The sequence below is a fragment of the Bradyrhizobium sp. 35 genome, from assembly GCF_023073215.1.
Classification (GTDB): Bacteria; Pseudomonadota; Alphaproteobacteria; order Rhizobiales; family Xanthobacteraceae; genus Bradyrhizobium; species Bradyrhizobium canariense_D.
Genome location: NZ_JADPJC010000058.1, coordinates 15,435 through 41,281 on the forward strand (window position 1 = coordinate 15,435; position 25,847 = coordinate 41,281).

Genomic DNA, 25,847 nt, shown 5'->3' on the forward strand with positions numbered 1-25,847 from the left:
ATGCGACCGTTTTCGTATCAAAGGGCAACAGACCCCGACATGGCGGTGCAGGCGCTCAGTGCTGCCGCAACTGCGAACAATCCGCTGACGAAGGCTACAGCACAGCCGCTCGCGGGCGGCACCACGCTGATCGACCTGATGAAGCTCGACGTGATGCGGCCCGCCGCGATCGTCGATATCAATCCGCTGGCGCGGGGCTGGTCGGCGATCGAGCCCGGCAGTGACGGCTTGCGGCTCGGCGCGCTCGCGAAGATGTCCGACGTGGCCGCGCATGCCGAGATCCAGCGCCACTATCCGGTGATCGCGAATTCCCTGAAGCTCGCCGCCAGCGCCCAGCTGCGCAAAATGGCGACGCTCGGCGGTAACGTGATGCAGCGAACGCGTTGCAGCTATTTCCGCGACGTTTCCTATGAGAATTGCAACAAGCGCAATCCTGGTTCGGGCTGTGCCGCCATGGACGGCGTCAATCGCATGCATGCGGTGCTCGGTACGTCCGATCAGTGCATCGCGACCTATCCCGGCGATTTTGCGCAGGCGCTGATCGCGCTCGATGCGATGGTCGAGATTACCGGCAGGTCCGGAACGCGCAACCTGCCGTTTGCGGATTTGCACAAGGCACCCGGCAGGACGCCCGACATCGAGACCACGCTTCGGCCCGGTGAGCTGATCTCTGCGTTCTCCGTTCCCGGCCGCTGGCCGCGCTCGGTGTATCTCAAGGCGCGCGACCGGCAGTCCTACGAGTTCGCGCTGTCGTCGGCTGCGGTCGCGCTCGACGTGCAGGATGGCACGATCAGGGACGCGCGTGTCGCGCTCGGCGGCGTCGCCACCGTGCCGTGGCGGGCGCGCGAGGCGGAGGCGCTGCTGAAGGGACAGAAATTCGACGACGGTCTGGCGCAGCGTGTGGCCGATGCCGCGTTTGCGGACGCCCAAGGCCGCCGGCACAACAGCTTCAAGATCGCGCTCGGCAAGCGCGTGGTGGCGCGCGCGCTCCAGCAGGCCGCAACGATGGAGATCTGATCATGACCGCTGCAGCTCCCGAGCCGAAAGCAAACATGGGCCGGCCCGTGCCGCGCTATGATGCGGCCGCAAAGGTCACGGGCCGGGCGACATATGCGTCCGACATGCCGCTCGACAATCCTGCCTACGCATTCCTGGTCACCAGCGCCATCGCCAAGGGCCGCATCGACAGTTTCGATCTCGACGATGCCAGGCGGGTCCGCGGCGTGATCGACATCGTCACGCATGAGAACGCTCCGAAGCTGAAGGAATCGAAACTGTTCAGCAATGGCGGCTATGCCGGCACCACGATCCAGCCGCTGAAATCGGCTGACATCGCCCATGACGGCCAGATCATCGCCGTCGTCATCGCCGAGAGTTACGAGGGGGCGCGCGAGGCCGCCAATCGCGTCAAGGTCAGCTACACGGCCGTAGCGCCGAGTGCGAGCTTCGACTCGCCGGGGACCACCACGGCAGCGGCAAAGGGACAGAACGCACAGTTCAAGGAAGACCCGGAGGTCGGCGATTTCGCCAAGGCGTTCGACGCGGCCGAGGTCAAGCTCACCGCCTCTTATGAAACGCCGACCCAGCACCACAATCCGATGGAGCTGTTTACGACGAGCTGCGCCTGGATGGGCGACGAGCTCGTCGTCTACGAGGGCAGCCAGTACGTCTACGGCCTGAAGAACGGCGTCGCCGAGCAGCTCGGTATCGACGCCGACAAGGTCCGTGTCGTCAATCCCTATGTCGGCGGCGGCTTTGGTTCGCGCGGTTCGATGACGTCCCGCACTGCCATCATCGCCGGCATTGCCAAACGCCTGAACCGGCCGATCAAGCTGGTGCCAACCCGCGACCAGGGTTTCACCATCGCCACCTACCGCGCCGAGACGCGCCATGAGATCAGGCTTGGTGCGGGTCGGGACGGCAAGCTGGTGGCTTTGAGGCATGACGGCGCGGAGGTTTCGTCGCGTCCGGATGCCTATTGCGTCGGCGGCACCAAGACGACGACGCGGCTCTATGCCTGCCCGAACGTCGCAAGTCTGGTGTCGATCGTGCGCGCCGACCGCAATACGCCCGGCTTCATGCGCTCGCCGCCGGAGGTGCCGTATCTCTTCGCGCTGGAGAGCGCGATGGACGAGCTCGCTGTGAAGCTGAACATGGACCCCGTCGAGCTCCGCCGCATCAACGACACCACCGTCGAGCCGATCGGCGGCAAGCCCTATACATCGCGGTCCTTGATGGCGTGCTTCGACGAGGCCGCGAAGGCGTTCGGCTGGTCGCAGCGCTCGCCGCAGCCGAAATCGATGTCGGACGGCGACTGGCTGGTCGGCTATGGCTGTGCCGCCACCTGCTATCCGACGCAGATGGCGCCCTCTGCCGCGCGCGTCCGCCTCCAGCGCGACGGCCGTACCCGGGTCGAGATCGCCGGTCACGAGATCGGCACCGGTGCGTATACCGTCATCGCCCAGACCGCGGCCGAGCGGCTCGGCGTGCCCTTGGAGAAGGTCGCGGTCTTCCTGGGTGACAGCGATCTGCCGCCGGCGCCCGTTGCCGGCGGTTCGAACTCGACTGCCAGCACCTGCTCGGCGGTGATGATGGTGTGCGACCGCATTCGCCAAAGGCTGTTCAAGGCCGTGATGCCGAGCGACAGCCTCGCCGACAAGGCCAAGGAGACTGTCGGCATCAGCCAGGCGCCGAGCACGCAGGCGGCGCAGAGCGATCGTCCACTCGATCTCGAGAAGGCCTTCGACGCGCTCGGCGTCGGCATCGTCGAGGAATACGGCGAGTGGAAGCCCGAAGGCGCGCCGCTGGATTCCTTCACGGCCATGCACAGCGGGCACGCGCGGCTCGTCGGTGGCCATCAGATGAAAGACAAGATCGCCTATGCCTTCGGTGCTGAGTTCGTCGAGGTCCGCGTCAACCGCTTTACCCATGAAATCCGCTGCCCCCGGCTGGTGGGAGCGTTTGCGGCGGGCCGCATCATGAATCCGCGCACGGCGCGCAGCCAGCTCATGGGCGGCCTGATCTGGGGCATGTCCTCGGCGCTGCTGGAGGCCACCGAGATCGACGAGCGCAATGCACGCTACGTCAACGATAATCTCGCCGACTATCTCGTGCCCGTGAATGCCGACGTGCCCGGTGTCGAAGTGATCCTGCTCTCCGAGCAGGACGACCGTATCAACCCGGCCGGCGTGAAAGGCCTTGGCGAGCTCGCCAATGTCGGCACCAATGCGGCGATCTGCAATGCGATCTATCACGCCACGGGCCAGCGCATCCGCAAGCTGCCCGTGCGGCTCGAAAATATCGAGGTGTGAGGGGTGGAAACGGCGTCAGCGTTGCGCTAGACACCTTGCGCCTCAAACGGAAGGTCTCTTATGCAGCGTTTACAGCGCATGCTCCTCGCCATCATGTCGGCACTCGCGATCACCGTGATCGCCGGCGTGTCCGATTTCGTTTCCACCACGGCCTCGGCCCAGACCGCAGGGAAGACCATGACAACAGCTTCAGGTTTGCAGATTACCGATAGCGTCGCCGGCACCGGAGCTTCGCCCAAGCCGGGCCAGATCTGCGTGATGCACTACACCGGCTGGCTCTACGAGAACGGCCAGAAGGGCAAGAAATTCGACTCGTCAGTGGATCGCAACGAGCCTTTCGAATTCCCGATCGGCAAGGGCCGCGTCATCGCCGGCTGGGACGAGGGTGTTGCCTCCATGAAGGTCGGCGGCAAGCGCACGCTGATCATTCCGCCGCAGCTCGGCTATGGCGCCCGGGGCGCAGGCGGCGTGATCCCGCCGAACGCGACGCTGATGTTCGACGTGGAATTGCTCGGGGTGAAGTAAGCCCGCAAACAAAAAGACCGGCCTCTCGGCCGGTCTTTTCGCTTTGAGTGCGACGCCGTTACTCCGTCGCGCGCTTGGCCGCAGCGGCTGCGCGATCAACCGCGTCCTTCGCGGCGTCCTTGGCGTCGCCCATGGCCTGCTGGCCCTTGCCCTTCACTTCCTGGACTGCACCTTCACCCTTCAGGCGCTCGGATCCAGTGGCTTCGCCAACGCCCTGCTTGGCCTTGCCCATTGCCTCGTTTGCGGTGCCCTTGATCTTGTCGGTCGTGCTACCCATGAAACTCTCCTGCGGTTTGCTCGCCAAGACAACGTTCGACGGTTATGAGGGTTCCGATTTTGTTATGGCTCGATGTCGCGGCTTTGGGTTAGTTTGCCGCACACGGAACCAATAGAAAGCAAGTCCCATGACCGGCCATGACCATTCGCATTCCCACCATGACCACGATCACCACGATCGCTGGAAACATGACGGCGTGCGCGTCATTCCCGGCAACCAGCTCGATACCAACGTTCCGTCGACGGCGGGCATGGACCGCGCGGCCGCGATCAATTTCGCGCGCGTCGGTGCGCAGAAATTGTGGGCGGGCACGGTCAGCATCAAGCCCGACGCCAAGACCGGCGCGCATCACCACGGCCATCTCGAAAGCGTGATCTATGTGGTGAAGGGCAAGGCGCGGATGCGCTGGGGCGAGAGCCTGCAATTCACCGCAGAGGCCGGCCCCGGTGACTTCATTTTCGTGCCACCCTACGTGCCCCATCAGGAGATCAACGCCAGCGCGGACGAGGTGCTGGAATGCGTGCTGGTGCGCAGCGACGGCGAGGCGGTGGCGATCAACCTCGATATCGAGCCGGTCGAGAAGCCCGAGACCGTCCTGTGGGTCGATCCCATTCACCGCGATCCGAACGAGAAGAAGTGAGGATCGCCTGAAAGCCAGCGGGTTCTGTGTGACAGAACCTCGCGGGCAGGGCTCCAAAAAAGATCCGGAAGCCGTGTCGGATCGCCGCTTGGCCGTCCGTCCTTGGGCAGAACCCCGCCCAAGGAGCTCCGATGCCCAGGATGATTTTCCTCAATCTGCCCGTGACCGACCTCAAGCGCGCCACTGCCTTTTACGAGGCGGTCGGTGCGACCAGGAACCCGCAATTCAGCGACGAAACAGCGAGCTGCATGGTCTTTTCCGAGACCATCTACGCGATGCTGACGACCCACGAGAAATTCCGGCAGTTCACGCCGAAGCCGATCTCGGATGCAAAGACCTCAAACCAGGCGCTGTTCTGCCTGTCCGCCGATAGCCGGACCGAGGTCGACGATATCGTCAGCAAGGCCGCGGCTGCAGGCGGGGTGGCCGATCCCAGCCCGAAGGACGAATACAGCTTCATGTACGGCCGCAGCTTCGAGGATCCGGACGGCCACATGTGGGGCGTGAACTGGATGGACATGGCAGCCTTCGCGGCGCAGTCCGACATGGCGAACGCCTGATTAACCCCACAACAGCAAGAAACCGAAGAGGAGCATTCAAGATGTCCAAGGTCGTTCCCTGCATGTGGTTCAACGGCGATGCCGAGGAAGCCGCGAAGTTCTACGTCTCGCTCGTGCCGAATTCGGCGATCACGCATGTTCAGCGCAACGTTTCAGATGGCCCGTCCGGCAAGGAAGGCTCCGTGCTCGTCGTCGAATTCTCGGTGGCGGGACAGCCTTTGGTCGCGCTCAACGGCGGCATGAAAATGGAATACACCCACGCGATCTCGCTGATGATCCATTGCGACGATCAGGCCCAGGTCGACAGCGTCTGGAATGCGTTCCTGGCCCATGGCGGCAAGGAAGAGCAGTGCGGCTGGCTCAGGGATCGCTGGGGCGTGGCCTGGCAGGTGGTGCCGAAGGTGATGTTCGAATTCCTCTCCAGCCCCGACAAGGCGGCTGCCGCACGCGCGATGCAGGCCATGATGAAGATGGTGAAGCTGGACGTGGAGGCGCTGCGGCGGGCGTTCGAGGGCAAGTCGGCGGCGTGAAGGGCGTGCCCTTGCCACATCCTCACTGTCATCGCCCGGCTTGACCGGGCGATCCAGTACGCCGAGACGGTCGTTGGTCAATCGATCGGCCGCGGCGTACTGGATGCCCCGGTCGAGCCGGGGCATGACAGCGGAATCTGAGCGAAGGCCCGCCGCTAATAATTGATCCGCAGCCCCACGCCGCCATGGATGGTGTTACCCACCGGCTGCGGGCCGAGCGTGCCGTTGGCGAACAGGTCGACGATCCAGCCCTTCTGCACGCGGAAGCCGAGCCGGCCGCCATATTCGAACCAGCCCTGGTTACCCATGGTCGGCACCACCATGCCGTCACCGGTCACGGTGGCGACGATGCCGCTATGGCTGGCGAATGACTGCACCCAGCCACCGTTAATGTTGGCCTCGATATTGCTGCCGTAGAGATGCGTCCACTGGCCGCCGATCTTGACCAGGCTGGTGCGGTCGGTGCCGGTCGCGATGCTGGCGTCGAACGGATTGAACGCCACTGCGCTGTCGGTATAGCCCGAGACACGCTGCCAGAGCTGCCAGACCTCGATCGAGGCGGCGACCTCGTCGCGGGGCGACACGCGGCTCATCCAGCCGGCGCGGCCATAAACGGCGTAGTTCGAGGCGTTGGTCGAACTCGTGACGTTCACCGGGCCGAGGTTGGTGTTGTAGCTGCGGGTGTAGCGCGCCTTCTCCCACGGCGTCAGGATCGTGCCGACGTCGAAGAACGGGCGCGACGAGCCCCAGTCGGTGAAATCATAGCGCAGCGCGAACGCGGCGATGGGAGCGCTTGTGATGTTGTAGCCGCCCTCGCTGTACTGCGTGTAGGCGATGCCGGCGAGCAGCGACAGATTGTTGGTCAGCTCCTTGCGGCCGTGGATTCCGGCCGAGAACGAGCCGGCGGAGCCAAACGCGCTGACGCAATTGCTGCAATTGACCTGCTCGTTGACCCCGAGCAGCACCGTGCCGAGCACCCGGTTGGTGATCATCTGGTTGAAGCGCTGGTTGGCGAGGCCGCCGATCGAGCCGCCGCTGGAATCCGCGCCGGTCGGCCTCGGCGTCGGCGTTGGGCTCGGTGTCGGCGTCGGCGTCGGGCTCGGCGTGGAGGACGGATAAGGGCTCGGCGATGGCGAGGGGCTGTAGGTCGGCGTCGGCGAGGGTGAATAGCTCGGCGCCGGGGTGGGCGTCGGCCCTCCGCACTCGGACTCGCAAATCGTGGCGGCTGCCGCCGGACGGGCCTCGACCGCGATCAACGCAAACGCAGCCACGACGGTCAGCACGCTCGCGAGCATGAAGCGCCTGACGTTGAATACTTCCATCGTTAGCGCCCGCACAGCATGCCGTCGTCTTGGGCGGGCGTGATGGTCGGCGACGCGTCCGCATATTGGCTGACCGCGCACAGTCCCGCGCTCGCGGCGCAGGTCGCGGCAAAGGTCCAGGGCGGCGTATTGGTCTTACTGATGGAGATCTTGCCGCCGGTCGAGGTGATGATTGCGGTGTCGCCGGGCTGGGTGAGCTGCACGCATTGCTGGCTCGTCGTGCAGACGCTGGCGGCACCGTCCTGCAGCACGACGACCGAGCGGCCGCGCTGGGACAGGATATCGAGTGTGGTACCGCGCACGCCGATGGTCGCGAGCGGGGTCGTGATCTTGTAGGCGGTCTTCTCGGAATGTCCCGTGACGAAACGGAATGCGCCCGTCGTCATGCGGATCGCGACGTCGCGATAGCTGTGCTCGTCGTTGAAGACGGTGCGGTCGAGCTTGAGCGTCGCGCTCGGGCCGAGCGACAGATTGGTGCTGTCGGCCATCACGAAGCGAGCCGCGCTGCCGGCGCCGGTGCGCACGGTCTCGTCCCGCAGCATGCTGTCGCCGACGCTGATCGGCGTCGTGGTCGCGGCCACGCGAACGACTTCATTCTGGATCAAGACGGCTTCACCGACGCGCGTCTGGGCTTGGGCGCAAGGGGCCGCGCACAAGAGGGTCGACAACAGCGTGGAGAAAAGCCAGAAACGCAAATTCATTTCGCAACCGATCGATGTGTCCCTGATCGTACCGGATCACGCGCGCTTGCGATGTGGCGGAATTATCACAAGCAGCGCGAGACCTGCGTTATGCTTAGTGACAGTTGCGGCAGAATGCGTTCAATGAAAACCGCGATCTCTATTATTCTCCGCGGTGACGCAAAACTGCCACGCAAGACATCCCCACAAACGCGACTTGACTTGCCTGCGGTTCCGAAGGTGTCGCGGAGCGCAGTGATTGCTGTCGCGATTTTCCTGGTCGCGCATCTTGCCCTGCTGATTGGCCTGACGACGCCGGAGAAGTTCGTCTTCGACGAAGTGCACTACGTGCCGGCGGCGCGGCAGATGTTGGCACCAGCGGTGTCGCAATCGATGCTCAATCCGATGCATCCACCTTTGGCGAAAGAGCTGATCGCGCTATCGATCGCGGCCTTAGGCGACAGCGCGCTGGGCTGGCGCTATCCCGCGACATTGTTCGGCGCGCTCGCGATCGTCGCGATCTATCTGTGCGGCCTCGCGCTGTTCGCCGCGCAAGGGCCTGCGATCGCCGCCGCGCTGATCGCCGCCTGCAACCAGATGCTGTACGTGCAGGCGCGCGTCGCGATGCTCGACATTTTTGCACTCGGCTTCGGCCTGCTCGCGATTGCCGCCTTCATGCATGGCTTTCGAAAGGATCGTCCCCATGCATTATTCGCGGCTGCCGGCAGCCTGTTCGGCTGTGCGGCCGCCTGCAAATGGAGCGGCCTGTTTCCGCTCGGAATCTGCATCGTCATCGTCGCGGTGATCCGCCTGATGCAGGGCTGGCACACCCTGTTTGCCGACGCGAAGCCGGGGGATTGGTACCGGCCTGATCTCTGGCCCGACTTCAGATTACATCACGTCGTGCTCTGCTTCACTGTCCTGCCCGCGATGACATATCTTGCGGCCTTCGTCCCACTCTACGGCGTGTCGCTGCCGGATCTGGTCGAGGCGCAGCGCCGGATCTTCGCGGACAACACCACCACTGCCATCGCCGGCCACACTTATATGAGCGCCTGGCCGTCATGGCCGCTGCTCGCGCGCCCGGTGTGGTTCCTGTTCGACAAGACCGTGGACGACAATGTCTCCGCGATCGTCTTTCTCGGTAACCCCCTGGTGCTGTGGCCGACGCTGCTCGCGCTCGCCGTCGTGCTGCGCGATTTCGTCGTCGCGCGTCGCCGGGATGCGTTCCTGATCGCGGTCTTCTATTTCGGGTCCTGGCTCGCCTGGGCGTTGCTGCCGCGTACGCTCGCCTTCATCTATTACTATCTGCCGGCTGCGACCGTGGCGTCGCTCGCGCTGGTCTACGTGCTGCGGCGGGACGGTCTACCGGGCTGGCTGTTGTGGGCCTATGTCGGGGTCGTCGCGATCGGCTTTGCCGCCATGCTGCCGATCTCGGCGGCCTTCGTCGGCACATCGATGCAGACCTTCAATCGGCTGATGCTCTTCCAAAGCTGGATATGAAATCGCCGCCCGCCGGGAGAACGGCAGGCGGCGTCTTGATGGGCGACAATTTTGGAATCACTTCGACGCGGTCTTGGTGTCCATGTTCACGACCTGGACGCGGCGGTTGATCGGGTCGGCGCCGTTGGCGGCGTCCTTCAGCTTGGTCTTGCCGTAGCCGACGGTGACGAGATCGGTGCCGGTGAGACCGTAGTTCAGCACCAGGTATTTCTTGATGGTGTCGGCCCGCCGCTCGGAGAGCCCCTGATTGTAGGCCTCGGTGCCGACCGCATCGGTGTGGCCGGCGACCACGAAGGTCGAGCCCTTCAACGAGGGATCGGACAGCGCCTTGCCGAGCGCCTGTACCGACGGCACCGACGTCTTGGCGATGTCGGCCGAGTTGTAGTCGAACTGGATCTCCAGATCGATCTTCGGCTTGGTCGCGGCGAGCTCGGCAATCTGCTCGCGCTCGCCCGTCGACAGCGACCGCGTCGAGCGGTTGCGCACGGTGTTCAGGAACGTCGATTCCTTGGCCTGGACCGCCGGATCAACCTGCGGACCTGCGGACAGACCCCGGGTCACGGGCTTCGGCTTCAGTGCATCCAGGATCTGGTTGGTAGAGACATTGCCGTCGCCGGCCATAGCCAAGCCGGCTGTCATCGACAGAATTGCCGAGAGGGTCACCGCCTTCAGTGCAAAAGAGTTATTGAAACGGGTCATTGTCGTATCCTCGTTGTGACGCCTGATGGCTATTTGATGCTGCGAGCATAGGGCAGGTTCAAAAGCCCTGGTGTGATCTTGGTCACGGTGGAAACGGGGCCGTCCTGGACCACGGCAGCGTATTTCAAGCGGTTTCGGTTCATAGAGAGCCGACCCGCGGTCCGCTCCGAGGAGGGGCGCCAGCGCGAGAAGAGAAGTGGTCGCACACCTCTCCGGCGATGGTTCGAGCCGTCGCAGTCCTGTCGTGATCCGCATCACTGAGGACCGCCGCGCCGAGGTGCCGCTCGGGCGGCGGGGGCCGGTTCACTCAAGGAAACCCATGCTCACCGATTGTCGCAAAGCCGTCGCGTGTTGGCCTGTCTGTGAACAATTTTTCGGCCAGATGGACGCCTAGCAGGGCACAGCCTCCGACAAGCGCAAACGAAGGGAGCCGAGTTCCACCCAGTGCCGAGGCCAAGTGATTACCAGTTTTATCGCAATGGCCCGCCGGATCGGACCGTGTCCCTGAGCTCCATGCCCATTTACATCGGCGCGGCGATGATCGCGGTGGCGATCCTGCTGTCGACACTGATCACGGGGCTGACCTCCCGCTATGTCGGGCTTCAAGCGCCAACCGACGAGAACATGTGGCTGGTCGATCGTCTCACCGGCAACGTCTATCGCTGCCAGGCGGAGGAGCGCGGCAAGGCCTCGTGCGAACCCGATGTCGCAACAGGCAGCGTCGGCGACCGGTCCAAAGCCCCGAAAGCCGGCCGCTGAGCCCTCCCGTCTTCGCACCGCAGCAAGAAATTGTCTTCTCCACGAAACGTCTTCGCCGGAGAATACGTATCGCGAAGGCCGGCATGACGCCGGTTTCGTTTTACGGAGGAGACTTTTCGATGAAAATCTTGCTCACAGCTGCAGCTTTGGTCGCGTTCGCCGTTTCCCCTGCATCTGCCGCGATGATGGCGTGCACCAGCGACAATATGATGAAGTCCGCCGCCATGATGGGCGGCACGGCGGATACGCCGGCCAAGACGGCCATGAACAAGGAAATGGCCATGGCCAACACCGACATGAGCAACGGCAAGATGAAAAGCGCCTGCATGCATTACATGAAGGCGCAGAAGGCCATGTCGATGAAGTAGCAAGCGCCTTCCGACCGCGCTGTCAGCAGATGGCGGCGCGGTTTTTCCTTGTCCGCTCCTGGATCGGCTTCTTGGCTGGATGCGAATCCCGCTACACTGCATTCCGCAATGTCCCGCGCGCCCAAACCGATTCCACTCACCACGACACAGGCCCGGCAAATCTGGCTTCATGCCCAGCGGCTGGACGAGCGCGCGCCGTTCGGTGACGGCGCGCAAGCCGTCTCCGACGCGGTCGCCCATCTCGGCTATGTGCAGATCGACACCATCAACGTGATCGAGCGCTGCCATCATCACATCCTGTTCAGCCGGATCCCGTCCTACCGGCGCGCCGACCTGCGCCATGCCCAGAGCGTCGACAAGAGCGTCTTTGAATATTGGACGCATGCGCTGTCTTACGTGCCGGCCGGCGACTTCCGCTTCTTCCTGCCGGCGATGTGCGAGCACCGCCGCGAGGGGCACAAATGGTTCGCCTCGGTGAAACCTGCCGACATGCGCAAGGTGATGCGGCTGGTGCGCGCCGGCCCGCTGACGATCCGCGACATCGAGGACGACGTGCTCACCGAGAAGGAGCATCTCTGGCAAAGCCGAAAACCCTCGAAGCGGGCATTGCAGCTCGCCTTCTACATGGGTGCCGTGACCGTCAGCGAGCGGCAGGGCATGCTCAAGACTTATGAGCTGATGACGCGCCATTTCGGCTGGGACAAGCTGCCGAGGCCGGCGTCGGCAAAGGACATCACGGTCTATCTGCTCGATCGCGCGCTGCGATCGCAAGGTGTCGTGAGCCTCGATTCGGTCTGCCATCTCAACGCGCCGCGCAAGCCGGCGGTGGCTGCCCTGATCGGCTCGCGCGTCCGCCGTGGCGAGCTCGTGCCTGTCGCCATCGACGGTGCCGGCAAGCAGGAGCACTGGGCAGTGCCGGCTGCGCTCGAGCCGGGCGAGTGCGCGCCGCCGGATCTGGTCCATATCCTGTCGCCGTTCGATCCGCTGATCATCCAGCGCAAGCGCACCAATCTCATTTTCGGTTACAACCATTTGTTCGAGGCCTATGTGCCGAAGGCCAAACGCAAGCTCGGCTATTTCGCGCTGCCCGTGCTGGTCGGCGACGAGATCGTCGCCGCGCTCGATCTGAAGACCGACCGGCAGGCGAAGAAGCTGCTGATGCAGAAATGGACCTGGGTCGGCGAGGGGAAGAAGACCGCGGGGCGCAAGGAGCTCAAACGGAAGATCGAGGAGGAGCTCGATCGCTTTGCGAAGTTTCAATTGGCAGAGTAGTTGTGCGCGGCGCGGATCACCGAGCTCTGTCGTAGCGCAACGTGGTGGCCGGCTGCGCCCCTTGCATTGCTTGCTCCATTGACTCTTTCGCGGCGATGCTCAAAACCCCGGATCAGCCCATAAAAGCAACAACCCGGGGGAAGCCATGAGCCAGACCACGACCTATGCCGGTTCGACCGGCGCAGCCAAGTCGGAAATCGAGACCTCGACGATCCGCGCCATCTCCTGGCGCCTGATCCCGTTCCTGGTGCTGGCCTATTTCTTCTCCTATCTCGACCGCGTCAATCTCGGCTTCGCCGCGCTGACCATGAATGCCGAGCTGAAATTCACGCCGCTGATCTTCTCTTGGGGCGCCGGCATCTTCTTCATCGGCTATTTCATCTTCGAGGTGCCGAGCAATCTGGCGCTGGAGAAGTTCGGCGCCAGCCGCTGGATCGCCCGCATCATGGTGACCTGGGGCATCATCTCGGCGCTGATGGCGCTCACGAGCGGGGTCACGAGCTTCTACGTGCTGCGCTTCCTGCTCGGCGTCGCCGAAGCCGGCTTCTTCCCCGGCATCATCCTCTATCTCACTTATTGGTATCCGGCCGAATATCGCGCCCGCTTCCTCGCGGCCTTCGCCATCGCCGTTCCGGTCTCCACCGTGATCGGCGCGCCGGTCTCTGGCCTGCTGCTCGGCCTCGACGGGGCCATGGGCCTGAAGGGCTGGCAGTGGCTGTTCATCATTGAGGGCATTCCCTCCGTGCTGCTCGGCATCGTCACCTGGTTCTATCTCACCGACAGGCCAGAGAAGGCGGATTGGCTCTCGGCCGAGCAGAAGGCCTGGCTCAAGACCAAGCTCGATGCCGAGATCGCGGCCAAGCAGGCGGTGAAGCATATGTCGCTCGGCGAGGCGCTGACCTCACCTAAGGTGATCATGCTGAGCCTGGTCTATTTCGGCTTCGTCGGCGCGCTCTATGGCATGCAGTTCTGGCTGCCGCAGATCGTCAAGGCGTTCGGCCTCACCAACGCCCAGACCGGCTTCGTCACCGCGATTGCGTGTCTGTTCGGCACCATCGCAATGATCCTGTGGGCGCGGCATTCCGATGCCACGCGCGAGCGCGTGATGCATGTCGGCGCGCCGTTGCTGCTCACCGCCGTCGCTCTCGGCGTCTCCAGCTATCTCACCGACCCCACCCTGACGATGATCGTGCTGACGGTTGCCGCGATCGGCGTGTTCTGCTGCTTCGGCGTGTTCTGGACCCTGCCGACGGCCTGGCTCTCCGGCACGGCGGCGGCCGGCGCCATCGCTCTGATCAACTCGATCGGCAATCTCGCCGGGTTCGGCGGACCGTATCTGATCGGCTGGGTCAAGGAAGCCACCGGGCAGACCTCGATCGGACTGCTCGTGCTCGCGGTGCTGCCGCTGATCGCCGGCATCCTGGTCTTCATCGGTGGCCACGACAGCAAGCACGAGTTCGCCGAACAGGGGCGGTAGCCTCGAAATGTCGCCCTGGCGAAAGCCAGGGCCCATTTCCGCGCGGTCCCTCTGGGGCCGCGGCGCGAGCTCTCTTCCAACAGTCCGGGCTTTCCGCCAAGGGCAGCGGGGAGGTTACCACCTCTTAACGATCACGCTTTCCTGATGACTGACGATTATTGACTTTCATCAGTGATTAGTCGACATTCCTCTCATTGCAGCCGAGGGAGTGTCCTCCGATGTTCGTCCGATCCGTTTTATCCAGCTATTCGAGGCTCTTGGCCGGTGTTTCGCTGGCGCTGATGGCTGCCGCCCTCGCTGGGTGCAATGACACCGTCGCTGAAAACGCCGACCCGCCGCGGCCGGTCCTGGTCGCCACCGCCCACTACGATGCCGAAAAGCCCGAGCGCAGCTTCGTCGGCACCATCAGGCCGCGGATCGAGAGCGATCTGGGCTTTCGGGTCGCGGGCAAGGTCGCCAAGCGTCTGGTCGAAGTTGGCCAGACCGTCGAGATCGGTCAGCCGCTCGCGGTCCTCGATGAGGTCGATCTGAAGCTCCAGGCCGAGCAAGCCGTCGCCGAACAGACCGCTGCGACCGGCGTGCTGGCCCAGGCCGCCGCCGCCGAGCAGCGCGCCAAGGATTTGAAGGCCAAGGGCTGGACCACCGACGCGCAGCTGGATTCGAGCCGCGCTGCCGCCGACGAGGCGCGTGCGCGCCTGAACCGGGCCGAGCGCTCGGTCGAGCTGACCAACAATTCCCTTTCCTACGCGACGCTCAACGCCGACGCCCGTGGCGTCGTCACCGCAACGCTGATCGAGCCTGGCCAGGTGGTTGCCGCAGGCCAGACCTCGATCCGTGTCGCCCGCTTTGCCGAAAAGGAAGCGGTCGTCGCGATCCCTGAGACGCTGGTCGGACGTGCCAAATCGGGCGCCGCCAGCGTCACTCTTTGGTCGGAGCCGGGCAAAAAGTACACGGCCAAGCTGCGCGAGATCGCGCCCACCGCGGATCCCGCCACGCGCACCTATCTTGCCAAGTTTTCGCTGCCCGAGGCCGACGACAAGGTCTCGCTCGGCATGACCGCGACGCTGACGCTGTCGGACGCCGCCACCGAACGCGTCGCGCGGCTGCCGCTGTCGGCGCTGTTCAACGAAGGCGGCAAGCCGTCCTTCTACGTCGTCGACGACAACGGCGCGGTCACGCTGAAGCCGGTCGTGGTGAAGTCCTACGAGAGCAACGACGTCGTCATCACCGGTGGTGTCGAAGAGGGCGCCAAGATCGTCGCCCTCGGCGTTCAGAAGCTCGATCCGGGCCAGAAGGTACGGGTCGTGTCGTCACTGTCCTTTTAAGTCTCGTTTACGAGTTACGTCGTGTGAGGTGAGTTTCGGCCCAAGCGCAAATGCTGGGGCTGAAGCGGCGAAGCGATCCAGAACCTGCCCAGCCCCCTGGATTGCTTCGCTGCCTCGCGACGACGCGTTCAACAGAGTGGCTGTGGTTTTTGCAACCGGATCATCTTTGGAGAGTGCGATGAAGCGCTTCAATCTTTCGGCCTGGGCCGTCAGCCATCCGACGCTGATCCTGTTCCTGATGCTCATACTCGGCGTCGCCGGATTCTTCTCCTATCAGAAGCTCGGTCGCGCCGAGGATCCGTTCTTCACGGTGAAGGTGGTCAACGTCTCCGTGCTGTGGCCGGGCGCGACAGCGCAGGAAATGCAGGCGCAGGTCGCCGATCCCATCGAGAAGAAGATCCAGGAGCTGCCCTACTTCGAGAAGGTGCAGACCTATTCCAAGCCCGGATTCACTGCGCTCCAGGTGACCTTCCGCGATTCTACGCCGCCGAAGGACGTGCCGTATCTCTTTTATCTGCTGCGCAAGAAGCTGGTCGACGTGCAGGGCCAGTTGCCCCCAGGGATTCTCGGGCCCGTCGTCAACGACGAGTTCTCCGACGTCGATTCCATCCTCTACATGATGACGGGCGACGGCGCCGACTACGCCCAGCTCAAGAAGGTCTCGGAAGGTTTCCGTCAGCGCCTTCTGAAGGTGCCGGGCGTGACCAAGGTCGACGTTTACGGCAACCAGGATGAGCGCATCTTCGTCGAGTTCAGCCATGCCAAGCTCGCCACGCTCGGCATCACGCCGCAGGCGCTGTTCGATTCGCTCGCCAAGCAGAACAACGTGACGCCGGCCGGCACGGTCGAGACCTCGTCGCAGCGCGTGCCGCTGCGCGTCACCGGTGCGCTCGACGGCGCCAAGGCCGTCGCCGAAACCCCGGTCGAGAGCAACGGCCGCGTGTTCCGCCTCGGCGACATCGCCACCGTCACCCATGGCTATGTCGACCCGCCGAGCTTCATCGTGCGCCAGGAAGGCAAGGCCGCGATCGGCATCGGCGTCGTCACCGCCAAGGGCGCCAACATCCTCGATCTCGGCAAGGAGGTCGAGAAGGCGACGGCTGAATTCATGAAGGCGGTGCCGCAGGGCGTCGACGTCAAACTGATCGCCGACCAGCCCAAGGTGGTCGAGCACGCGGTCGGCGAGTTCGTACACTCTTTCATGGAAGCCCTCGTCATCGTGCTGTTCGTGTCGTTCCTGGCGCTTGGCTGGCGCACCGGCATCGTGGTCGCATTGTCGGTGCCCCTGGTGCTCGGCATCGTCTTCGTCGTCATGAACACGATGTCGCTCGACCTGCACCGCATCACGCTCGGTGCGCTGATCATCGCGCTCGGCCTGCTGGTGGATGACGCCATCATCGCCGTCGAGATGATGGTGGTGAAGATGGAGCAGGGCTGGGACCGCATGCGTGCGGCGTCCTTTGCCTGGGAATCCACTGCGTTTCCGATGCTCACGGGAACGCTGGTCACGGCCGCTGGCTTCCTCCCCATCGGCTTTGCCAATTCCGCGGTCGGCGAATATGCCGGCAGCATCTTCTGGATCGTGGCGATCGCGCTGGTCGCGTCCTGGTTCGTGGCGGTGATCTTCACGCCCTATATCGGCGTCATGCTGCTGCCCAACATCAAGGTGCACCACAATCACGATCCGCACGCGGTCTACGAGACCCGCATGTATCGGGGCCTGCGCGCCATCGTGCAGTGGTGCGTCAACCACCGCATCACCGTGGTGGTCGCGACCGTCGGCGTCTTCATCGCCTCGATCGTCGGCTTCGGCCACGTCCAGCAGCAGTTCTTCCCGCTGTCCGAGCGTCCCGAGCTGTTCCTCCAGCTTCGCCTGCCCGAGGGCACCGCCTTCAACGTCACCGAAAAGGCGGTGAAGAAGGCCGAGACCATGCTCAAGGACGACAAGGACATCGAGACCTACACGGCCTATGTCGGACAGGGCTCGCCGCGCTTCTGGCTCGGCCTTAATCCGCAGCTTCCGAACGAGGCTTTTGCCGAAATCGTCATCGTCGCAAAGGGCGTCGAGGCGCGCGAGCGCATCAAGGCCAAGCTTGAAAACGCCGTTGCCGACGGCGCGCTCAACGAGGCCCGCGTGCGCGTCGACCGCTTCAATTTCGGTCCCCCGGTTGGTTTTCCCGTGCAGTTTCGCGTTATCGGCCCCGACGCCAACAAGGTGCGCGAGATCGCCTACCAGGTCCGCGACGTCATGCGGCAGAACAAGAGCGTCAAGGACGTCCAGCTCGACTGGAACGAGCAGTCGCCTTACCTCAAGCTTGTCGTCGACCAGGATCGCGCACGCGCCATGGGCCTGACCCCGCAGGACGTGTCGCAGGCGCTGTCGATGCTGATCTCGGGCTCGCAGGTGACGACCGTGCGCGACGGCATCGAAAAGGTCGGCGTGGTCGCGCGCGCCGTCTCGTCCGAGCGGCTCGACCTCGGCGCCGTCGGCGATCTCACCATCACCTCGCGCAACGGCGTGGCCGTGCCGCTGCAGCAGATCGCCAAGATCGAGTATGCGCACGAGGAACCGATCATGTGGCGGCGTAACCGCGACATGGCGATCACCGTGCGCTCCGACGTCGTCGACGGCGTGCAGGCGCCCGACGTCACCGGCCAGATCGCGCCGAAGCTGAAGGCAATCAAGGACAACCTGGAGCCGGCCTACCGCATCGAGGCCGGCGGCGCGTTCGAGGAATCCGCCAAGGGCAACGCCTCGATCTTCATTCTCTTCCCGCTGATGGTCATGGTGATGCTGACGCTGCTGATGTTCCAGCTGCAGAGCTTCTCGCGCCTGATCCTGGTGTTCCTGACCGCGCCGCTCGGCATTGTCGGCGCCTCCTTCGGGCTCAACATCGCCAACGCCCCGTTCGGCTTCGTGGCCCTGCTCGGCCTGATCGCGCTTGCCGGCATGATCATGCGCAACGCGGTCATCTTGGTGGATCAGATCGAGACCGACGTCTCGCACGGCCTGACCCGCCGCGAGGCGATCGTGGAGGCCACCGTCCGCCGCGCCCGTCCGGTGGTGCTGACGGCGCTTGCCGCCATCCTCGCCATGATCCCGCTGTCGCGCTCGGCGTTCTGGGGGCCGATGGCGATCACCATCATGGGTGGCTTGTTCGTCGCGACCTTCCTGACGCTGCTGTACCTGCCGGGCCTCTACGCCCTCTGGTTCCGCAAGAGCCTGGATGAGGCGGGCACGCCCGAGCAGCCTGCCGCGCCGCAGCATGGGAGCGATGACCAGAACGCAATTCCGCTTGCTGAGGCGGCTGAATAAGTGAAGATGAACTGCTGATTGACGAGTCTGACAGATGACACTGGTTTCGGAACATATCGAAGGCGACACCCGGGAACGCATTCTCGAGGTGGCCGAGAGGCTGTTCCGCCAGATCGGCTATCTCAAGACCACGGTCGGCGACATCGCCAAGGAGCTCAAGATGAGCCCCGCCAACGTCTATCGCTTCTTCGAATCGAAGAAGGCGATCCATCAGGCGGTGGCCCGTTCGCTAATGGGCGAGGTCGAGCTGGAAGCGCAGCGGATCGTGGCCAGGCCCGGTCCGGTACTGCCGCGATTCCGTGAGCTGCTCACCACCATCAATCGCATGAACACCGAGCGCTATGTCGGCGACAATAAGCTGCACGAGATGGTCGAGATCGCGATGCAGGAGGACTGGGACGTCTGCGTCAACCACATGGAGTGCATTGCCGGGGTCATCGGCCAGATGATCACGCAAGGCGTGGCTTCCGGCGAGTTCGAGGCGCCGGACCTGCAACTGGCTGCGCTGTGCGCCTGCACCGCGATGATGCGCTTTTTCCACCCCCAGATGATCGCCCAGTGCGCTACCAAGCCGGGCCCGACCATCGACCAGATGATCGATTTCGTCATCGCGGGATTGTCCCCGCGCCACTGACGCGGCGGCGGATTTCCTCCTATAAGCAGGCCGACCGCCACGGAATGACGGCTGATGGCGGGCAAGGACGGATCAACAAACTCCGTCATTGCGAGCTTTGCGAAGCAATCCAGACTGTCTCTGCGGAGGGATTTTGGATTGCTTCGCTGCGCTCGCAATGACGAGAAGGAAACAGCCCGTGACCGACAAAGACCTGCACTTCTACGAGCCCGCCAAGGGCCACGGCCTCAAGCACGATCCCTTCAACGCCATCGTCGCGCCGCGGCCGATCGGCTGGATTTCGTCGCGCGACACCAACGGCCACGTCAACCTCGCGCCCTACAGCTTCTTCAACGCTTTCTGCTACGTCCCCCCGATCATCGGCTTCTCCTCCACCAACTGGAAGGACACGGTCGAAAACATCCAGCAGACCGGCGAGTTCGTCTGGAACCTCGCCACCATGGACCTGGCCAGGCACATGAACGCGACTGCGGCGCATGTTGGCCCTGAGGTCGACGAGTTCAAAGTTGCGGGCCTCACCGCCGCGCCCGGCAGGCTCGTCAACGTGCCGCGCGTCGGCGAGAGTCCCGTCGCCTTCGAATGCAAGGTGTCCGATATCGTCCGCCTCAAGGGCGCCGACGGCAAGGAAGCCAATGCCTGGCTGACGCTCGGCGAGGTCGTTGCCGTCCACATCGACAAGGCCATGATCAAGGACGGCGTCTACCAGACCGCCGCCGCCCGCCCGATCGTACGCGCCGGCCGCAGCGGGGATTATTTCGAAATCAAGCCGGAAAACATGTTCGAGATGGTGCGGCCGGATTAGACCGGCCGACCGCGAAGCCATCCCCTCCCGGAACTGCCACCACGCCTCGGCCGTTATGGCCCCTGGGCGGCTGCCCGGCCGCGTCAATTCGCGTCTTTCCGCAGGCGAAGTCTTCACCGCCGCCGGCCACTTTCCGCTAAAATGCCCGATCACCGCGCCGATGCATGAGGTCCGCCATGAGCTTCCGCCGCGACACCCTGACCAAGCCGATTTTCTCCTGGGCGCGCGGCGTGCTGCCGGCGATGTCGGACACCGAGCGCGAGGCGCTGGAGGCCGGCGACGTCTGGTGGGAGGCCGATCTCTTCACCGGCAACCCCGATTGGTCGAAGCTGCTGAAGGTCCCGCAGGCAACGCTGACCGAAGAGGAGCGGGCCTTCCTCAACGGCCCCGTCGACGAGCTTTGCGCCATGCTCGACGAGTGGAAGATCTTTTGGGAATGGCGCGACCTGCCGCCCGATGTCTGGCACTTCGTCAAGCGCGAAAAATTCTTCGGCATGATCATTCCGAAGGAGTTCGGCGGCCTCGGCTTCTCGCCCTATGCGCATTCGGAAGTGGTGCGCAAGATATCGACCCGCTCGATCGCCGCCGCGGTGACGGTGATGGTGCCGAACTCGTTGGGCCCGGGCGAGCTCCTGATGCACTTCGGCACGAAGGAGCAGCAGCAGCGCTGGCTGCCGCGTCTTGCCGATGGCCGCGACATTCCCTGCTTCGGCCTCACCAGCCCCGAGGCCGGCTCTGATGCCGCCTCGATGGTCGACACCGGCATCATCTGCAAAGACACCTTCGAGGGCCAGGAGGTGCTGGGCCTGAAGCTCAACTGGCACAAGCGCTACATCACGCTCGGCCCCGTCGCGACGCTGCTTGGCCTCGCCTTCAAGGCCTATGATCCCGATCATCTCGTCGGCGACCAGGAAGAGCTCGGCATCAGCGTGGCGCTGATCCCGACCAATCTTCCCGGCGTCGAAATCGGCAAACGCCATTTGCCCTCGATGCAGGTCTTCCAGAACGGTCCGAACTGGGGCCGCGACGTTTTCATTCCGCTCGACTACGTCATCGGCGGCCAGGCGCGGCTGGGGCAGGGCTGGAAGATGCTGATGACGGCGCTCGCCGCCGGCCGCGGCATCTCGTTGCCGTCGCTCTCCGCCGCCGGCGCCGCCTATGCCGCCCGCACCACCGGCGCCTATGCCCGCATCCGCGAGCAGTTCGGCATCTCCATCTCCAAATTCGAGGGCGTCGAGGAGCCGCTCGCCCGCATTGTCGCCACTGCCTACCAGCTCGACGCGGCGCGACGGCTGACCTGCGCGGCACTGAATGCCGGGATCCATCCCGCCGTCATCTCGGGCATCATGAAGCTGCACGCGACCGAGCGGATGCGCACCGCGGTCGACGACGCTATGGACATCCATGGCGGCAAGGCCGTGATCGACGGTCCGCAAAACTATCTCGGCAATCTCCACCGCGCCGTTCCGGTCGGCATCACCGTCGAGGGCGCCAATATCCTCACCCGCAATCTCATCGTGTTCGGACAGGGCGCCATCCGCGCCCATCCTTATCTGCTCGACGAGATGAATGCGCTTGCCGATGCCGATCGCGAGCGCGGGCTCACCGCCTTCGACAAGGTGTTCTGGAAACATGTCGGCCACAGCTTCGAGACACTCTTGCGCGCGTTCGGCCGGAGCTGGAGCTTTGGTGTCTTCGCGCTTGCACCCGATGCGGGTGACGCCAGACCATTCTATCGTCAGCTCTCGCGCTACTCGGCGGCTTTTGCCCTCTGCGCCGATATGGCGCTGTTGACGCTCGGCGGCGCGCTCAAGCGCAAAGAGATGCTGTCGGCGCGCTTCGGCGACATCCTGTCCGAGCTGTATCTGCTCTCTGCCGCGCTGAAGCGCTGGCAGGACGAGGGCCGGCAGAAGGAGGATTTTGCCGCGCTCGAATGGTGCATGGCGACGGGCTTTCGGACCATCGAGAACCGGCTTGCCGAGATTCTCGCCAATCTGCCGAACCGCTTCGTCGCAGGCATCCTCAAATTCGTGGTCCAGCCCTTCGGCGCCCGCGTGCTGGGTCCCTCCGACCGGGTCGTGCATCAATGCGCGAGCCTCGTGCTGGAGCCGTCGGCCGCGCGCGACCGCCTCACGCCCGATCTCGCTTATGTCGACGACGATGGCGGCTTCGCCCGGCTGGAGCGCGCGTTCAACCTGATCGCAGGTACGGACGCCATCGCCAGGCGCATGCGCGCCGCTCATCTGAGCGACTGGAAGGATGCGGTGGCCAACGGTGTGATCACGCAGGCGGAGGGCGAGCAGCTGGCCGCGGCCCGCGAAGCCGTTACAAAGGTGATCGAGGTCGACGATTTTGCGCCGGAGGCGCTGTCGCCGATTTACAAGAAAACCGGCGACGTGCATCAGTTCTTCCAGGAACTCGGTGAACAGAGGGCGGCGAGCTGATGGCACGACCGGTTTTCATCGTCGACGGCAGTCGGACGCCGTTTTTGAAGGCGCGTTCGGGGCCGGGGCCGTTCACGCCGGTCGATCTCGCCGTGCAATGCGGCCGGCCACTGCTGGCGCGTCAGCCGTTTTCGCCTGATACCTTCGACCAGGTCATCCTCGGCTGCGTCAACGTGATCGCGGACGAAATGAACCCGGCTCGCGTCGCCGCGCTCCGGCTCGGCATGGGCGAGGACATGGTCGCCTTCACCGTTCAGATCAATTGCGGATCCGGCATGCAGTCGATCGACACCGCGTACCGCTACATCCGCGAGGGCCATGCCGACATGATCCTGGCCGGCGGTACCGAGGCCTTGAGCCACGCGCCGCTGGTCTGGCCCAATTCCGGCGTGCGCTGGTTCGCCGGCCTCGCCACCGCCAAGGGCGTCGCCGCGAAGCTTGCCGCGGCCTTCAAGCTGCGGCCGCGCTATCTCAAACCGATCATCGGCCTCGAGCGCGGGCTGACCGATCCTATTACCGATCTCAACATGGGCCAGACGGCCGAAGTCGTCGGCCATCTCTTCGGCATCACCCGTGCGCAGTCCGATGCCTATGCCGCCGAGAGCCATCGCCGGCTCGCGCATGCGCAGGCGGAAGGTTTTCTCAAGGGCGAAGTCGAAACCGCGTTCTCCCGCGACGGAAAATTCTTCGACCATGATGATGGCGTGCGTCCGGACTCGACGGCCGAGAGGCTCGCAAAACTCCGGCCCGTGTTCGAGCGTCCCTGGGGCCAGGTCACCGCCGGCAATTCCTCGCAGATCACCGATGGCGCGTCCTGGGTGATCCTGGCGTCCGACGAAGCGGTCGCCAGGCACAAGCTGACGCCGAAGGCCGTCATCGTCGACAGCAACTGGGCCGCACTCGATCCAAGCATCATGGGTCTCGGTCCTGTGATGTCGGCGACGCCGTTACTGAAGCGCAATGATCTCACCAGCCAGGACGTCGAGACCTGGGAGCTCAACGAGGCGTTCGCCACCCAAGTGCTCGGCTGCCTCGCCGCCTGGAATGACGACAAGTTCTGCCGCGAGATTTTGGGACTGGACGGCGCTGCCGGCGAGGTCGACCGCGACAAACTCAACGTCGATGGCGGCGCTATCTCGCTCGGGCATCCCGTCGGCACGTCCGGCAATCGCATCGTGCTGCATCTCGTCAACACCATGAAGCGGCTCGGCACGCGGCGCGGCGTTGCCACCGAATGCATCGGCGGCGGGCTCGGCGGCGCCATGCTGATCGAGGCGGTATGACCATGGATTCCAGGATCATGACCGCGCTCGGCGACCGCGTGCTGGAGCTCGGGCCCAAGCCCGCCGCCGATCGTCCCTACAAGCACTTCAAGCTGACGCGCGACGCCGACGGTGTCGCCTGGCTGCTGTTTGACCGCACTGACGCCAGCGCCAACACGCTGTCCTCGGAGGTGATGGAGGAGTTCGACGCCGTGCTGGCGGCGATCGAGACCGAGCGCCCTGCCGGCCTCGTGATCCGCTCCGCAAAGCCGTCCGGCTTCATCGCGGGCGCCGACGTCAACGAATTTCGCGGCGCCAGTGATGCCGGGATGGTGGAGACGCGGATCCGCGCCGCCCATGCGGTGGTCGATCATCTTGAAGCGCTGAAGCTGCCGACGGTCGCGGTGATCCACGGCTTCTGCCTCGGCGGCGGGCTCGAAGTCGCGCTCGCCTGCCAATCGCGCATCGCGATCGACGGCGCGCGCTTCGGCTTCCCTGAGGTGATGCTGGGGCTACATCCCGGTCTCGGCGGCACCGCGCGTTTCACTGCGCTGGTCAATCCGACACAATCGATGGCCCTGATGCTGACCGGCCGCACCATCGATGCCCGCCGCGCCAGATCGCTCGGCCTCGTCGATACCGTGACGCAGGAGCGCCACGTTCGCAATGCCGTCAAGGATGCGCTGTTCGGCCGCCTCAAGAGGGCGTGGCCGGGTTTTCTGACGCGTGCGGCGAATTTCGGCCCGGTGCGCGGGCTGCTGGCCAAACGGATGCGATCGGAGGCGGCGAAGGCCGCGTCCCGCGAGCATTATCCGGCGCCCTATGCCTTGATCGATCTCTGGGAGACCCATGGCGGCAGCAAGGCCGCGATGCTCGGGGCAGAGCAGGCCTCGTTCGCCAAGCTGATGGTGACGCCGACCGCGCAGAACTTGATCCGCGTGTTCTTCCTGCGCGAGCAGATGAAGAAAGCGGCAGGCTCCGGCAACACGATCAGGCATGTCCACGTCATCGGCGCGGGCGCCATGGGCGGCGACATCGCGGCCTGGTGCGCGGGGCAGGGGCTGCGCGTCTCGCTCGCCGACATGAAGGCGGAGCCGATCGCGGGCGCAATCAAGCGCGCCGCCGAGCTCTACGGCAAGATCATCCGCAAGCCGACCGAGGTGCGCGACGCGCTCGATCGCCTGATCCCCGACATGGACGGGGAGGGCGTCCGCAACGCCGATCTCATCATCGAGGCGGTCCCGGAGAGGCTCGAGCTGAAGCAGAAGGTCTATGCCGGCCTCGAGCCGCGGATGAAGCCGGGCGCGATTCTCGCGACCAACACGTCCAGCATTCCGCTGCAGGATTTGCGCACCACGCTGGCGCGGCCGGAGCGGCTGGTCGGCCTTCACTTCTTCAACCCGGTGTCGCGGTTGCAGCTGGTCGAAGTCGTCAGCCATGACGGTAACGATACGCAGGTGCTGAAGGAGGCACTCGCCTTCGTCGGCGCGATCGATCGGCTGCCGTTGCCGGTGAAGAGCTCGCCGGGCTTCCTCGTCAACCGCGCGCTGACGCCTTACATGCTGGAAGCGATGGTGATGCTGGACGAGAAGATCGACCAGCGCCTGATCGACGCCGCCGCGGAGCAGTTCGGCATGCCGATGGGGCCGATCGAACTGGCCGACCAGGTCGGGCTCGACATTTGTCTCGATGTCGGGGACATGCTGCGCACCAAGTTCGGCGATCTGCTGCCGCCGACGCCGGCCTGGCTCCGCGAGAAGGTCGCCAAGGGCGAACTCGGCCGCAAGACCGGCAAGGGCTTTTACGTCTGGCGCGACGGCAAGGCCGAGAAGGCGCCGTTGCCCGAGACCGGTCCGCGCGTCACCGACCAGATGATCGACCGCCTGGTGCTGCCGATGTCCAACGTCTGCGTCGCGGCGCTTCGCGAGGGTATCGTGGATGATGCCGACATGGTCGACGGCGCCATGATCTTCGGCACCGGTTATGCACCGTTTCGTGGCGGCCCGTTGAATTATGCGCGCACGCGTGGCGTGGATCATGTCGTATCCACCTTGCGCGCGCTGGCCGGAAGATTCGGCGAGCGCTTTGCGCCGGATCCGGGCTGGGATAATTTCAAGTGAGCAGTTTCAGGTGAGCAATTT

Annotated in this window: 22 protein-coding genes; 18 read left to right on the forward strand and 4 right to left on the reverse strand. The window is 64.4% G+C overall.

Annotated elements, in window-relative coordinates:
- The 3 genes from IVB36_RS13070 to IVB36_RS13080 are packed head-to-tail and all read left to right on the forward strand — an operon-like array spanning position 1 to position 3,836.
- Positions 1-1,017: a xanthine dehydrogenase family protein subunit M gene (locus IVB36_RS13070; RefSeq protein WP_247391589.1), complete on the forward strand. Its 1,017-nt coding sequence runs from the start codon at positions 1-3 to the stop codon at positions 1,015-1,017.
- 2 nt (positions 1,018-1,019) lie between these two features.
- On the forward strand, positions 1,020-3,311 hold the full coding sequence (locus IVB36_RS13075; RefSeq protein WP_247372604.1) for a xanthine dehydrogenase family protein molybdopterin-binding subunit: 2,292 nt from the start codon (positions 1,020-1,022) through the stop codon (positions 3,309-3,311).
- A gap of 60 nt (positions 3,312-3,371) precedes the next feature.
- Complete coding sequence (locus tag IVB36_RS13080) at positions 3,372-3,836, forward strand: FKBP-type peptidyl-prolyl cis-trans isomerase (RefSeq protein ID WP_026232858.1); 465 nt, start codon at positions 3,372-3,374, stop codon at positions 3,834-3,836.
- A gap of 58 nt (positions 3,837-3,894) precedes the next feature.
- Here IVB36_RS13080 and IVB36_RS13085 read toward each other — a convergent pair whose 3' ends face one another.
- Positions 3,895-4,113, reverse strand: coding sequence for a CsbD family protein (locus tag IVB36_RS13085; protein ID WP_007606928.1), 219 nt, complete (start codon positions 4,111-4,113; stop codon positions 3,895-3,897).
- 127 nt (positions 4,114-4,240) lie between these two features.
- Between IVB36_RS13085 and IVB36_RS13090 the strand changes: the two genes are divergently transcribed.
- The 3 genes from IVB36_RS13090 (at position 4,241) to IVB36_RS13100 (ending at position 5,843) form a co-directional block, all read left to right on the forward strand.
- Positions 4,241-4,753 carry a cupin domain-containing protein gene (locus IVB36_RS13090; protein ID WP_085349946.1) on the forward strand — a complete coding sequence of 171 codons (513 nt, stop codon included), beginning with the start codon at positions 4,241-4,243 and terminating at the stop codon, positions 4,751-4,753.
- Positions 4,754-4,884: 131 nt separating this feature from the next.
- Positions 4,885-5,313 carry a VOC family protein gene (locus tag IVB36_RS13095; protein WP_026232857.1) on the forward strand — a complete coding sequence of 143 codons (429 nt, stop codon included), beginning with the start codon at positions 4,885-4,887 and terminating at the stop codon, positions 5,311-5,313.
- Positions 5,314-5,354: 41 nt separating this feature from the next.
- The gene (locus IVB36_RS13100) at positions 5,355-5,843 is read left to right on the forward strand and encodes a VOC family protein (RefSeq protein WP_247372609.1); all 489 of its coding nucleotides are present in this window, start codon (positions 5,355-5,357) and stop codon (positions 5,841-5,843) included.
- Positions 5,844-5,998: 155 nt separating this feature from the next.
- Here the strand turns inward: IVB36_RS13100 and IVB36_RS13105 are convergent, their stop codons facing one another.
- Both IVB36_RS13105 and IVB36_RS13110 read right to left on the reverse strand, forming a co-directional pair.
- Complete coding sequence (locus tag IVB36_RS13105) at positions 5,999-7,165, reverse strand: hypothetical protein (RefSeq protein ID WP_247372611.1); 1,167 nt, start codon at positions 7,163-7,165, stop codon at positions 5,999-6,001.
- Between the two features lie 2 nt (positions 7,166-7,167).
- Positions 7,168-7,866 (reverse strand): FecR family protein, encoded by a 699-nt coding sequence (locus IVB36_RS13110; RefSeq protein WP_317244930.1) that lies wholly within the window; start codon positions 7,864-7,866, stop codon positions 7,168-7,170.
- 51 nt (positions 7,867-7,917) lie between these two features.
- On the opposite strand from IVB36_RS13110, the gene IVB36_RS13115 reads away from it, so the two are divergent.
- Complete coding sequence (locus IVB36_RS13115) at positions 7,918-9,348, forward strand: phospholipid carrier-dependent glycosyltransferase (RefSeq protein WP_247372615.1); 1,431 nt, start codon at positions 7,918-7,920, stop codon at positions 9,346-9,348.
- 57 nt (positions 9,349-9,405) lie between these two features.
- On the opposite strand, the gene IVB36_RS13120 is transcribed toward IVB36_RS13115, so the two are convergent.
- A complete protein-coding gene (locus IVB36_RS13120; RefSeq protein ID WP_018455001.1) occupies positions 9,406-10,047 on the reverse strand; it encodes an OmpA family protein in 642 nt (213 codons plus the stop codon).
- A 513-nt stretch (positions 10,048-10,560) separates the two neighbouring features.
- Here IVB36_RS13120 and IVB36_RS13125 point away from each other — a divergent pair.
- From IVB36_RS13125 to IVB36_RS13175, 11 genes are all read left to right on the forward strand, one after another.
- A complete protein-coding gene (locus tag IVB36_RS13125) occupies positions 10,561-10,806 on the forward strand; it encodes a hypothetical protein (protein ID WP_018455000.1) in 246 nt (81 codons plus the stop codon).
- Between the two features lie 119 nt (positions 10,807-10,925).
- Positions 10,926-11,174 carry a hypothetical protein gene (locus tag IVB36_RS13130; protein ID WP_007595197.1) on the forward strand — a complete coding sequence of 83 codons (249 nt, stop codon included), beginning with the start codon at positions 10,926-10,928 and terminating at the stop codon, positions 11,172-11,174.
- A 108-nt stretch (positions 11,175-11,282) separates the two neighbouring features.
- A complete protein-coding gene (locus IVB36_RS13135; RefSeq protein ID WP_247372618.1) occupies positions 11,283-12,446 on the forward strand; it encodes a crosslink repair DNA glycosylase YcaQ family protein in 1,164 nt (387 codons plus the stop codon).
- A 145-nt stretch (positions 12,447-12,591) separates the two neighbouring features.
- Complete coding sequence (locus IVB36_RS13140) at positions 12,592-13,923, forward strand: MFS transporter (RefSeq protein WP_247391616.1); 1,332 nt, start codon at positions 12,592-12,594, stop codon at positions 13,921-13,923.
- A 218-nt stretch (positions 13,924-14,141) separates the two neighbouring features.
- Positions 14,142-15,248, forward strand: coding sequence for an efflux RND transporter periplasmic adaptor subunit (locus IVB36_RS13145; RefSeq protein WP_247372622.1), 1,107 nt, complete (start codon positions 14,142-14,144; stop codon positions 15,246-15,248).
- A 178-nt stretch (positions 15,249-15,426) separates the two neighbouring features.
- A complete protein-coding gene (locus IVB36_RS13150; RefSeq protein ID WP_247372624.1) occupies positions 15,427-18,564 on the forward strand; it encodes an efflux RND transporter permease subunit in 3,138 nt (1,045 codons plus the stop codon).
- A gap of 34 nt (positions 18,565-18,598) precedes the next feature.
- On the forward strand, positions 18,599-19,198 hold the full coding sequence (locus IVB36_RS13155) for a TetR family transcriptional regulator (RefSeq protein ID WP_018454995.1): 600 nt from the start codon (positions 18,599-18,601) through the stop codon (positions 19,196-19,198).
- A 178-nt stretch (positions 19,199-19,376) separates the two neighbouring features.
- A complete protein-coding gene (locus IVB36_RS13160) occupies positions 19,377-20,000 on the forward strand; it encodes a flavin reductase family protein (protein ID WP_247372627.1) in 624 nt (207 codons plus the stop codon).
- Between the two features lie 176 nt (positions 20,001-20,176).
- Positions 20,177-22,444 (forward strand): acyl-CoA dehydrogenase, encoded by a 2,268-nt coding sequence (locus tag IVB36_RS13165; protein ID WP_247372631.1) that lies wholly within the window; start codon positions 20,177-20,179, stop codon positions 22,442-22,444.
- Complete coding sequence (locus IVB36_RS13170) at positions 22,444-23,727, forward strand: acetyl-CoA C-acetyltransferase (RefSeq protein WP_247391621.1); 1,284 nt, start codon at positions 22,444-22,446, stop codon at positions 23,725-23,727. Before IVB36_RS13165 ends, IVB36_RS13170 begins: the two co-directional genes overlap by 1 nt.
- A 2-nt stretch (positions 23,728-23,729) precedes the next feature.
- Complete coding sequence (locus IVB36_RS13175; protein WP_247391680.1) at positions 23,730-25,826, forward strand: 3-hydroxyacyl-CoA dehydrogenase NAD-binding domain-containing protein; 2,097 nt, start codon at positions 23,730-23,732, stop codon at positions 25,824-25,826.
- The last annotated feature ends 21 nt before the right edge of the window (positions 25,827-25,847 follow it).